The sequence below is a fragment of the Clostridium sp. 'White wine YQ' genome, from assembly GCF_028728205.1.
In the GTDB taxonomy this organism is placed as follows: Bacteria; Bacillota; Clostridia; order Clostridiales; family Clostridiaceae; genus Clostridium_T.
The window spans coordinates 231,002-243,070 of the sequence record NZ_JAQYUU010000005.1 but is presented as its reverse complement, the minus strand read 5'-3'; the positions used below and the strand labels follow the sequence as shown (position 1 = coordinate 243,070).

Genomic DNA, 12,069 nt, shown 5'->3' with positions numbered 1-12,069 from the left:
AGGATATCCTTATTTTCTTTAGATTAATTTAATAAATAAATCATTCATTCTACAATGTTAGGACAATTTTTAGTGTATAATCATAAATATAATCATAAAAAAGTTTTAAAATCTATAACGCAGAAATATTAATAGATTATATAATGAATTTTAAGTTTTGCATTATATAACATTGAAGTAATTAAATAGGGGTGAGTACATGAATTTTCAAAAACTGATAGCGGGAGCCTTCGCAATTTTATTTATTGTAATATTATATATTATTATTTATTATGCATTGAAGATTATGAATAAAGATATAAGAGGTGGAAATAGAAGACGAGGTGCTTCGAAGAAAGGCCAAAAATCTTATGGAATAGAAGTAGAGTCATCAGGAGATAATCCAAATTTAAAGCAAGGGACTCTTATTCATATTAGAGATACAGTTTCTATAGGAAGAAGAGATGATAACTCAATAATTTTGACAGATTCATTTGTATCAGGGCATCATGCTAAATTATTTATAAGAAATAATAATTTTTATGTAGAGGATTTGGGAAGTACTAATGGTACTTTTATAAATGGTTCGAGAATTGATGGTAGCGCAAAACTAAATGTAAATGATGAATTAAAAATAGGATCTGTAGTTTTCAGGGTTATTTAATTGAGGTGAGTAAATGAATACGGTAAAAGATGAAAGAAAATTACTATTTATGGCATACTTTTTGACAATAGCTCTTTTTGGTGATTTGGCACTATTAAAAGATCCTATTGATATAGGAGCACTTATTATGGGAGGGGTAGTATTATTACTTATAGCATATGCGCATTTTGTTGTAAGAAAGTTTTTCCCAGACGGTGATAAGTTTTTGCTGATATTTGCAGTAGTATTAGCTGCGATAGGAATAGCTGTACTATATAGGCTTAATACTCAAACAGCTATAAAACAAGTTATATGGTTTGTATTGGGTATAACTTCATTTGTTTTAATCACAGTTTTATTACCTGACTTTAAGCGCTTTTATAAATATAAATACTATTACTTAGGTGCAGTAGCAGTTTTTATGCCTATGGCTTTACTAATAGGAAAAGTACAGTATGGGGCAAAGAACTGGGTAATAATAGGACCAATAAGTATACAACCATCAGAGATTGGAAAGATATTTTTAATTCTATACTTAGGTGCTTCACTAAAGGATTATGTAGATAAGAAAAACTTACTTGGTGATGCAAAACAATTAATAGAGCCTGCTCTTGTTAGTATGGCATCTATTGGATGCATGGTGCTTCAAAGAGACTTAGGTTCCGCACTTTTGTTTTTTGGAATCACAGTAACAATGCTTTATGTAGCATCATCAAAAGTTAAGTATGTTTTAATATGTCTAGTATTGTTTGCAGCAGGGGCAGTAGCATCCTATTATTTGTTTGGGCATGTAAGAGAAAGAGTTATTATATGGCAGAACATATGGCAATATGCCAATGATGAAAGTTATCAAATAGTTCAAGGATTATTTTCTATTTCTTCAGGCGGAATGTTTGGTACTGGGCTTGGACAAGGTTATCCAGCATTTGTTCCAGTAAATACTTCAGACTATATTTTCGCAATTATTTGTGAAGAATTTGGAATGGTTTTTGGTATAGGAATATTAATAATATATTTCTTATTATTTTATAGAGGAATGAGAGCAGCTATTAAAGTAGAAGATAGATTCTCTCAACTAGCAGCAGTAGGATTTTCTGCAATGATAGCATCCCAAGTTTTAGTTATAATTGGAGGAGTATTCGCAGTTATTCCCCTTACAGGAATAACCCTTCCGCTTATAAGTGCTGGAGGAAGCTCGATGCTTACAATTTTCTTGGCATTAGGAATGATTCAGAAAATATCAGAGGAGGGTTAAAGGATGAAGGATACACAAGCAAGCATAAAAAAAGTAATGGTAGTGTTCGCTTTCTTACTTTTAGCCTTAATAACATATATTGCATACTTTCAGGCATTTAAGGCACCAGCAATAGCTGAAAAGCCTGAAAACCAGAGATTATGGGCGGAAAGAAATAAGGTTCTAAGAGGGACTATTTATGATAGAAATATGACAGCTCTTACTGAAAGTAAGAAAACTGGAACATTAACTCAAGAAAGAAAATATGTGTATGGATCTTTATATTCACATGTTTTAGGATATTCAAACGAGAAATATGGGTTAAGTGGGTTAGAATATTTATATGATAAAGATTTAAGAAGTTACGATAAAGTATCAGCGTCAATTAACAGTATATTAAATAAACTAAACATTAAGGACGTATTTAATAATCGAACTAGCCAAGGAGAAGAAGCTATAGGAAATTCGCTTGTTACTAGCTTAGATACAAAGATTCAAACTACAGCATGGCAAGCATTAGGAAGCCGTAAAGGAGCAGTCGTTGTACTAGATCCCAAAACAGGGGAAATAGTTGCATCAGTTTCTAATCCTACTTTTGATCCCAATAATCTAGATAAAGCAATGCAAACTGCTAATTCGGGAGCTAGTTCAGGTTTTCCACTAATAAATAGAGTTGTTTCAGGAATGTATGCGCCAGGGTCTACATTTAAGATAGTAACATTAACATCAGCACTGGAAAATATACCTGGAGTTACAAGCAGAACGTTCCAGGATACTGGTAAAATAGATTTTCCAGATGGAAGCAAGCTTTGGAACTTAGATCATAATGTTTATGGTTCGCTTTCCTTAAAAACAGCTTTAGCATATTCATCAAACGTAGTATTTGGAACACTAGCTATGGAATTAGGAAATGATAAGCTTAAGAAAACCGCTGAGGATTTTGGATTTAATAAATCACTGCCTTCAGATGGAATTGCATTTAATAAAAGCACTTTTCCAACATTGAATTCTAGTGAAAAAGGAAGCATAGCACAAACTGGTATAGGGCAAAGTTCAATTTTAGCATCGCCACTTCAAATGGCTTTAGTTGCTTCAGCTGTTGCAAATAATGGAGTTATGATGGAACCTAAATTAGTAAATAAAGTTGTAGATAAGAATGGAAAAACAGTGAGAGAAATTCAGGGTAAACAAATTGCAAATCCTATATCAAGTGGGGATGATGCAATTATAAAAGATTATATGAAGAGCCTAGTAGATGGAAGAATCAATAGAGACTGGGGTGTTTTCAGAGGCTTAAATGCTGCTGGTAAAACAGGAACAGCGGAAACAAGTGATGCAAATGCAGACCCGCATTCATGGTTTATCGGGTTTGCACCGGTAGATAATCCAAAGTATGCAATTGCAGTAATTGTAGAAAATGGAGGTGCTGGTGGCGGAGTTGCTGCGCAAATAGCAGGTTCCGTATTGAAAGCTTCATTAGGACAATAAACGGAAGAGGTGATTTCTATATTTGACTTTGAGTATCATTTAAAAAACCTTCCTGATAAACCAGGAGTTTATATTATGAAAAATTCCTTGGGAGAAGTTATTTATGTTGGGAAGGCAAAAGTCTTAAAAAATAGAGTAAGACAATATTTTCAAAGTAATAAAAATCATTCAGAAAAAGTAAAAAAAATGGTGAGTAACATAACTGAATTTGAATATATTGTTACTGATTCAGAAATGGAAGCATTATTATTAGAATGTAATCTAATAAAAAAATATAGTCCAAGGTACAATATTGCGTTGAAGGATGATAAATTTTATCCATTTATTAAAATAACGACAAATGAGGATTTCCCTAGAGTGTATGTAACAAGAAATTATGCTAAAGATGGGAATAAGTATTTTGGACCATATGTAAATGCAACATCAGTTTATGAAACCATAGATTTAATTAAGAAAATATATCCCTTAAGAACATGTAAGAGATCCATAACAGAAGGAGGAGAAAAAACAAGGCCTTGTTTGAACTATCATATAAAGCTATGTAAAGCTCCTTGTGCAGGATACCAATCTAAAGAAGATTATGGAAACATGATTAGGGAAATAATTGATATATTAAATGGCAAGGATACAAAAATTATAAAAGACCTTAAAGAACAAATGCAGGAAGCATCAAATGAATTGGAGTTTGAGAAGGCTGCAGAGCTTAGAGACAGAGCTTTATCAATAGAGAACATAATCGAAAGACAAAAGATGTTTACTGTAAGAGAAGGAGATGAAGATTACATCAACCTATATTGCGATGGCAAAGATTGTTGTGTTCAAATTTTCTTTTCAAGAGATGGTAAGATAAGCGGAAGAGAACATTTCGTTTTTGAAGATAAAGCAGACTATAACAAGAGTGAAGTGCTATATCAGTTTATTACCAGTTTTTATGGTGGAACGGCACAAATACCTAAAAATATTTATTTGCCAGAAATTGAAGAGTTAGAATTATTAGAAGAATTTTTAACAATAAAAAGAGGTTCTAAAGTTTGGATTAAGATACCCAAAAAAGGGGAGAAACTAGAACTTTTGCAGATGGTTGAAGAAAATGCTAAAATGACATTAGAGAAATTTAAGGATAAGATTTTAAGTGAGAAAGAAATAAACAGGATTTCTTTGGAAGAATTAAGAGAACTACTAGATTTAGATGAACTGCCTATGAGGATAGAAGCTTATGATATATCTAACATACAAGGGGTAGATTCTGTAGGAACTATGGTAGTTTTTGAAGAAGGAAAGCCTAAAAATAGTGATTATAGAAGATTTAAAATTAAAACTGTACAGGGCCCAAATGATTATGAAAGTATGAGGGAAGTCTTATCAAGAAGATTTAGTCATGGGCTAGATGAAGTAAAACAGATTCAAGAGAGAAAACTAACCTTAGCAGGTGGAAAGTTTTCAGTTTTCCCAGATTTAATTCTTATGGATGGAGGAAAAGGGCAAGTTAATATTGCACTTCAAGTATTAGATTCATATGGCATTGAGATTCCTGTATGCGGATTAGTAAAAGATGATAAGCATAATACAAGAGGTCTCATTTATAATAATGAGGAAATTATTATATCAAGAAGAGGAAACCTATTCCATATGTTAACAAGAATACAAGATGAAGTTCATAGATTTGCAATAACCTACCATAGGTCATTAAGGGACAAAAGAACTCTTCATTCTATTTTGGAGGATATTCCGTTTGTAGGAGAGAAGAGAAGAAGAAACCTTCTAATGAAGTTTGGAAGTGTAGATAATATAAAAAAAGCTTCAATAGATGAGCTCTTAGAAACACCTGGAATAGATAAAAAAGCAGCTGAAAGTATAAAAAAGTACTTTAGTGGCAAATAAAATATAATAGGAACCTTAACACAAGTTACAGTAAAACCGTATAATATATAGGGTTTTTTATAGGAAGCTTAGTTTATTAGTCAATAAATAAGTTATTAGTTGAACTTAAAATCCTATAAAACTTGTTAAATTTATAAATATTAATTATACTTATATATTGGAGTATTACTAAACAAGAGGAGTTTTGAAATGAATCAATACCATAACCTATTAAGTTCACTGGAGAAAGTATTAGACAAATCTGATATTGAAATAGATGCACCAATGAGTGAACACATTTATTTTAAAGTTGGAGGACCTGTAGACTTTTTAGTTAGTCCAAGAAAAAAAGAACAAGTTGCAGAGATTGTTAAATTATGTAGTTTAGAAAAAGTTCCATATTATATAATTGGAAATGGTTCAAACCTATTGGTAAAAGATGGCGGAATAAGAGGAGTAGTTATTAAACTTACTGAGCTTAAAGACATAAGAATAGAAGATAATTTAATATATGCAGATTGTGGTGCATTATTAAAAGATGTTTCAAAACTAGCATTAGAGCACTCCTTAACTGGTTTTGAATTTGCTTGTGGAATTCCAGGAAGTGTTGGGGGAGCTGTGTTTATGAATGCAGGAGCCTATGATGGCGAGATTTCCAACGTAATTAAATGGGCAGAAATTATTGATGATAATTTCAATATAATAAAGCTAAATAAGGAAGATTTAAAGCTAGGATACAGAAGCTCCGTTGTAATGGAAGAAGGCAATGTGGTTTTAGGAGCATGTTTTGAACTTACAAATGGAGATAAAGATAAAATAGAGGCTAGAGTGAATGAACTTACTTCAAGAAGAGAAGAGAAGCAACCATTAGAATATCCTTCAGCAGGAAGTACATTTAAAAGACCAGAAGGTTATTTTGCCGGAAAGTTAATTCAAGATTCAGGGCTAAAGGGTTTTTCAATAGGAGGAGCTGCAGTATCTGAAAAACATTCAGGGTTTATTATAAACAAAGATAAAGCAACAGCTCAAGACATCATTGATGTTATACATCATGTTCAAAAGACTGTTAAGGAAAAGTATGGAGTAGAACTCCATACAGAAGTTAGAATATTAGGTGAAGATAAATAACCTAAGATAATACTGATTTATAAATAAAAACTAGAGAGATTGAAGTGTTTTATTAAGTCTCTCTAGTTTTTATCGTTTTAAAGTATAAATGTCAGCTAAGTTAATATAAATATAACTACAAAGAACTCTAATTATGATATAATTTTATACAAGAAAATCTTTTGAGAAAGGACGGTGAATTCCTGATTTTAATTAGTGTAAATAATCAGGATGCTTATGAGATTTGTAATTGTAACAGGACTGTCGGGAGCAGGGAAAACAGAAGCTACAAGAAATCTTGAAGATTTAGGATATTTTTGTGTTGATAACTTGCCACCTAAACTTATTCCTAAGTTTGCTGAAGCATGTGTGCAAAGTGAAGGGAAAATAGATAAGGTTGCATTGGTTATAGATATAAGAGGTGGGGTATTCTTTGATGATATCTTTGAGAGTTTGAATTACTTGAAAAGACAAGAATTTAAATATGAAATCCTCTTTTTGGACGCATCAGATGATGTCCTAGTAAAAAGATTTAAGGAAGCAAGAAGAAGCCATCCATTAGCTCAAAATGGAAGAGTAATTACAGGGATAAATTTAGAAAGAAATAAACTAATTGAAGTGAAGCATAGAGCAGATTTAATAATAGATACATCTAAATATGCTATTAAAGACCTAAGAGAAAAGATGAATGAGTATTATGGGACTGGAAAAGAAGTTGAAAGACAGCTTTCAACTACTGTGCTTTCCTTTGGATTTAAGTATGGAATACCTGTAGATGCAGATTTAGTATTTGATGTTAGATTTCTTCCTAATCCATTCTATATACCTGATTTAAAGCCATATTCTGGTATGGATAAACCAGTAAGAGATTATGTAATTAAACATGAAGAAACAAAAGGTTTTTTAGAGAGACTAGAAGATATGATAAAATTTCTAATACCGAATTACATAAAGGAAGGAAAACGACAACTTATCATCGCTATAGGTTGTACTGGTGGTAGACATAGATCAGTAGCAATAGCAAACGAAATTTATGAGAGATTAAATAAATTAAATTATAAGGCATCAATCGAACATAGAGATATACATGAAGATGTAAATAAGGGAGCAAAGAAGCTATGAAGTTTTTAGATTGGCTTAGGCCAGGAATTAAGGTAAAAAGGTGGATACTATTTGGTATCTTTGGGGTACTACTAATTGCCTTTGGATTTACTGAATTAGCATTTCATAGAGCATATTATTTTTACTATAAAGTATTTTATATATTCTTAAATATAACTGGAATATTTGTATTATATGTATCTGCAACAGAGGTAATGAGAGGAATAATAGCATTAATTAATAAAGGATATATAAAAGTTTCATTAGATTCTCAGAAGATTGAAAACCTAATTTATGAAAAGAGATTATTGATTAAGGGGCCAAAAATTGTTGTTATTGGAGGAGGTACTGGACTTTCTACAATGCTTAGAGGATTAAAGTACTACACCTCTAATATAACTGCAATTGTAACAGTTGCCGACGATGGGGGCGGTTCAGGTGACTTAAGGGAAGACTTGGGAATTCTTCCTCCCGGAGATATAAGAAACTGTATACTTGCATTAGCTGATATGGAACCTCTTATGGAGAATTTATTACAATATAGATTTACGGATGGAAGACTTAAAAATCAAAGTTTTGGAAATCTATTTCTAGCTGCGATGGATGGTATATCTGATAATTTTGAGGATGCCGTTCAGAAAATGAGCTCTGTACTTGCAGTTACTGGTAAGGTTGTTCCTGTAACTCTTGAAAATATGAGATTAAAGGCACTCTTAGAAAATGGAAGCATAGTTGAGGGAGAATCACAAATTCCAGAAGAGGCATTAAAGCAAAATAGTAAAATTAAAAAGCTTATGATAGAACCAGAGGATGCAGAACCTTTAAAGGAGGCCATAACAGCTATTAGAGAAGCGGATGCAATTATAATGGGCCCTGGTAGTTTGTATACTTCTGTTTTACCAAATTTATTGGTTAGAAAGATAGCCTCAAATGTTAGAAGAAGTAGTGCACTAAAGATATATATTTCAAATATAATGACTCAACCAGGAGAAACAGATGGGTTTAAGGTATCTGATCACTTAAAAACTTTATATAAGCACTGCGGAAGAGATATAGTAGATTATGTAATTGCAAATGTTCAGAAATTGCCTAAAAATCTTTCGCCTAAATATAAAGAGGAAGGTTCTGAGATTGTTGCACTAGATAAAGATGCAATAAACAAAATGGGAATAGAAATAATAGAAGCTAATTTGATTAATTATACAAATGATGTTGTAAGACACAATCATGAAGAGTTAGCTAGAGTAATAATGACTACAGTTATGGAAAAATCACTTTTATTTGATAAGAAGAAAATCATTGAATATATGTATTTATCTCAACGTTTAAAGGAAGAGAGTAATAAAAAAATATGATTACTAAACCAAGGGGACGTATTGTTTGCCGTGGCAAACAATACGTCCCCTTGATTAAAATTTTTGAAATGAGAATTCCTTATTAAAATCCTCTATGCTATAATAAAATATATTTTTGTGGTTAAAAATAATATTTTGAAAGGAGAGACCATGTCATCATTTTCATCAAAAGTTAAAGGCGAAATATGCAGATATCAAGATGTTACAAGAGAAGAAGCGTTAGCAGAACTTTCAGCCATTATGAAAGTAAGTGGTACTTTAGCTTTTAGCGGAAGACAAATAAGCTTTAAGATTACTACAGAAAATCCAGGCGCAGCAAGGTTGATTTTTTCTCTTCTTAAGGAGCATTTTGATATACACTCAAAGTTAATGGTAAAGAAAGGGAATGCTTTAAAGAAGAATAATATATATATGATTGTAATGACAGAAGAGATGGGAGTAAAAGGCTTGTTGTATGAAACAGGAATATTTAAAGAAGTAGATTCTGTTATGTCATTAAGTTATGGAATAGAGCCAGAAATGGTAAATGAGGATGAGAGGGCAAGAGCATATATTAGAGGTGCTTTCTTAGGTGGAGGAAGTATATCTAATCCTGAAAAAACTTATCATCTAGAATTTGTTACACATAGTGAAGAATATGCTAAGGATTTAAGTAAATTAATTAATAGGTTTAGCTTGAATTCCAAAGTTATACAAAGAAAAAACAGTTTTATCGTATATATAAAAGAAGGCGAGCAAATTGTAGACCTCCTTAATATACTCGGAGCGCATACTTGTTTGTTAGAACTTGAAAATATAAGAATAATGAAAGAAATGAGAAACAATGTAAATAGACTTGTAAATTGTGAAACTGCTAATTTAAGTAAAACAGTTAATGCAGCAGTGAGACAAGTGGAGAGTATAAAGTTAATTCAAAATCAAATTGGACTACAGAGATTACCTCAAAACTTAAGAGAAATTGCTGAGCTTAGATTGAATTATCCAGATGAATCCTTAAAAGAATTGGGAGAAATGCTTGATCCTCCAGTTGGTAAGTCTGGAATAAATCATAGACTTAGAAAAATTGAAAAGATTGCAGAAGAGTTAAGAGAAAATAAATCTTTTTAATTAATCAATATTAAGATTTAGTTGAAAAATGTTACGCCAAGTTAAATAAGGTTAAAAGTGCATAATTTACATGCACTTTTTCTTTTTTTCATTGTACAATCTAGGAGAATCAAATGAAATATAAATAATTTACTCTGGTAATTTATTATGTATAGCTTGGGGGATGAAAAATGAGATTTGGCAAAACTATAAAAGTGCAGCTTCTTGTTCCAATTATGACAATTATAATTTTATTAGTACTTGGATTATCGTATATTGCTATGAGTGAATCAAAGAAGAATATTAGTGAAAATTCTAAAAGATATTTGCAGGTATTAAGTAAAGAAAAGACTAATAGTATTAATAGTTTAATCAATGAGAATTTAACAAATATGTGGGGAATAAGCAATAATAAGATATTGAAGGATGGAGACTCCTGGGAACTAATTAAGAATCTATTAGAGTCTCAAAAGAAATCAAAAGATCATATTTCAATTGGAATTGCAGATTTAAATGGTAGAATTACTTTTAGTGATGATACCACTGGACAAATAGATGATATGGACTTTTTTAAGGGAGCATTAGGTGGGCAAGGAGTGGTCAGAAAAGCAGGAGTAGATTCTGAAGGAAAGATAGTATTTCAATATATAGTACCAATAGTGGCAAGTGGAAGTATTTCTAAAGTTTTAGTTGTAAATAGATATGAACCAGAGATTGATAGAATTGTTAATAAAGATGTTATGGAAAATGGTACTGGGGTTATTATAGATTCAAAAGGAAACATAGAAGTATATAAAGATAAAAATAAAATAGGTAAAAGTTTTGGGCAAACTATAGGCAGTAGTGATTTAGTAAAAATTCAAAATAGTATGGTTAAAGGTAAGGAAGGTATAGAAGATTATAAGCAAGATGCAAAAACTAATATGATAGCTTATGGATCAATAAAAGAATTAGGATGGTCTTTTGGGCTATATTTAGATCAAGAAGGAATACTAAAAGAAGTAAGAAACATGACTGATAGGCTGCTCATGGTAGGAGTAATTGCTTTAATATTAGCAGCAATTGTAGCAGTTATAATAATAAATGTAATATCAAAGAAGCTAAAGACAATAAAAAAACATGTGGAAAGTCTTTCGAATGGAGATTTAACCTTTAAAATTGAGGAAAAGCATTTAAGAAGAAATGATGAAATTGCTGAAATTGAAAAGGCAATTGAAACTACGCAAGGATATATTTCAGATATAATTACTTTAATAAAATCCAATGCTTCGATAATAGACGAAAAATCAGAGGTGCTATCAAATACATCTGTGGATTTTGTGGCATCAACTGAAAATGTAGCAAATTCCATTAATAATGTAGCAGAAGGAAGTAAGGGACAAGCAGAAAGATTATCAGAAATAGTTGAAGTGGTTAATGAATTTAGTAATGACCTTGATGGAATAACCAGTCAATTCGAAAACATAAATAGAATGACAGAGGGAATTGATAATAAGGCTAATAATTCTAATGTTTCAATGGAGAAGGTAATAAATAGTCTTAAGGAATTGAAAAGCACATTTAATAATTTTAACGAAAAAATACAATTGATGAATAACAATATGCTAAAAGTAAATGAAATGACAGTGATGATAAAAGGAATATCTGAACAAACAAATTTACTTGCATTAAATGCAGCTATTGAAGCAGCCTCAGCAGGAGAAGCAGGAAGAGGTTTTGCAGTTGTAGCTGATGAGGTAAGAAAGCTTGCAGAAAAGAGTAAAATTGCTTCAGATAACATTTTTAACATAGCAACAAATATATTAAAGGATACAAATAGTATTTCAACAACCAGTGAAAAGATGAACGATGAGCTTCAAGATCAAGAGGAAGCTATAAATGATTCTATGGAGGCATTTAGAGAAATATCTTCATCAATTAGAGAAATAGCTCCTAGAATAAAAAAAGCAAATGAAAATGTCGAATTACTTAATTCTCAAAAAGACACTATAGTGATTAAAAGCATAGAAGTAGCAAATATTTCTCAGGAAATATCTTCTTCAGCAGAAGAGATTTCATCTGCAACACAAGAAATGACTGCATCCTCTCAGGAGTTATATGCAACTTCACAAGAGCTAAATGAAATGACTGTAGTAATGAAAGAAAATGTAGATATATTCAAGGTATAAATAGCGACATTTTATATTAAAAATCAGCTTCGGCTGATTTTTTAGCTT

Annotated in this window: 9 protein-coding genes; all 9 read left to right on the top strand. The window is 31.3% G+C overall.

The genetic code is table 11. The annotated features are described in order from the left end of the window. Positions 1 to 199 precede the first annotated feature (199 nt). The 9 genes from PTZ02_RS15345 (at position 200) to PTZ02_RS15305 (ending at position 12,021) form a co-directional block, all read left to right on the top strand. Entirely contained in the window at positions 200 to 643 is a 444-nt protein-coding gene (locus PTZ02_RS15345; RefSeq protein WP_274228671.1) for an FHA domain-containing protein, read from the top strand. 13 nt (positions 644 to 656) lie between these two features. After that, positions 657 to 1,877 carry an FtsW/RodA/SpoVE family cell cycle protein gene (locus tag PTZ02_RS15340; protein ID WP_274228670.1) on the top strand — a complete coding sequence of 407 codons (1,221 nt, stop codon included), beginning with the start codon at positions 657 to 659 and terminating at the stop codon, positions 1,875 to 1,877. Positions 1,878 to 1,880: 3 nt separating this feature from the next. Next, on the top strand, positions 1,881 to 3,344 hold the full coding sequence (locus tag PTZ02_RS15335; RefSeq protein WP_274228669.1) for a peptidoglycan D,D-transpeptidase FtsI family protein: 1,464 nt from the start codon (positions 1,881 to 1,883) through the stop codon (positions 3,342 to 3,344). Between the two features lie 18 nt (positions 3,345 to 3,362). Continuing rightward, positions 3,363 to 5,225 carry an excinuclease ABC subunit UvrC gene (uvrC, locus tag PTZ02_RS15330; protein WP_274228763.1) on the top strand — a complete coding sequence of 621 codons (1,863 nt, stop codon included), beginning with the start codon at positions 3,363 to 3,365 and terminating at the stop codon, positions 5,223 to 5,225. A gap of 189 nt (positions 5,226 to 5,414) precedes the next feature. Then, positions 5,415 to 6,332: a UDP-N-acetylmuramate dehydrogenase gene (gene murB / locus PTZ02_RS15325; protein ID WP_274228668.1), complete on the top strand. Its 918-nt coding sequence runs from the start codon at positions 5,415 to 5,417 to the stop codon at positions 6,330 to 6,332. Positions 6,333 to 6,548: 216 nt separating this feature from the next. Then, on the top strand, positions 6,549 to 7,433 hold the full coding sequence (gene rapZ, locus PTZ02_RS15320) for an RNase adapter RapZ (protein ID WP_274228667.1): 885 nt from the start codon (positions 6,549 to 6,551) through the stop codon (positions 7,431 to 7,433). After that, positions 7,430 to 8,767 (top strand): gluconeogenesis factor YvcK family protein, encoded by a 1,338-nt coding sequence (locus PTZ02_RS15315; protein ID WP_274228666.1) that lies wholly within the window; start codon positions 7,430 to 7,432, stop codon positions 8,765 to 8,767. The genes rapZ and PTZ02_RS15315 overlap by 4 nt, the downstream gene beginning before the upstream one ends. A gap of 150 nt (positions 8,768 to 8,917) precedes the next feature. Further along, positions 8,918 to 9,874: a DNA-binding protein WhiA gene (gene whiA / locus PTZ02_RS15310; RefSeq protein ID WP_274228665.1), complete on the top strand. Its 957-nt coding sequence runs from the start codon at positions 8,918 to 8,920 to the stop codon at positions 9,872 to 9,874. Positions 9,875 to 10,044: 170 nt separating this feature from the next. Then, positions 10,045 to 12,021, top strand: a complete 1,977-nt coding sequence (locus PTZ02_RS15305) for a methyl-accepting chemotaxis protein (RefSeq protein ID WP_274228664.1) — start codon at positions 10,045 to 10,047, stop codon at positions 12,019 to 12,021. Positions 12,022 to 12,069: the final 48 nt, after the last annotated feature.

Excerpts from the sequence above, each read along its gene's own strand:
- PTZ02_RS15345 (WP_274228671.1), top strand. The coding sequence starts at position 200 with ATGAATTTTCAAAAACTGATAGCGGGAGCCTTCGCAATTTTATTTATT.
- PTZ02_RS15340 (WP_274228670.1), top strand. The coding sequence starts at position 657 with ATGAATACGGTAAAAGATGAAAGAAAATTACTATTTATGGCATACTTT.
- PTZ02_RS15335 (WP_274228669.1), top strand. The coding sequence starts at position 1,881 with ATGAAGGATACACAAGCAAGCATAAAAAAAGTAATGGTAGTGTTCGCT.
- murB (WP_274228668.1), top strand. The coding sequence starts at position 5,415 with ATGAATCAATACCATAACCTATTAAGTTCACTGGAGAAAGTATTAGAC.
- rapZ (WP_274228667.1), top strand. The coding sequence starts at position 6,549 with ATGAGATTTGTAATTGTAACAGGACTGTCGGGAGCAGGGAAAACAGAA.
- PTZ02_RS15315 (WP_274228666.1), top strand. The coding sequence starts at position 7,430 with ATGAAGTTTTTAGATTGGCTTAGGCCAGGAATTAAGGTAAAAAGGTGG.
- whiA (WP_274228665.1), top strand. The coding sequence starts at position 8,918 with ATGTCATCATTTTCATCAAAAGTTAAAGGCGAAATATGCAGATATCAA.
- PTZ02_RS15305 (WP_274228664.1), top strand. The coding sequence starts at position 10,045 with ATGAGATTTGGCAAAACTATAAAAGTGCAGCTTCTTGTTCCAATTATG.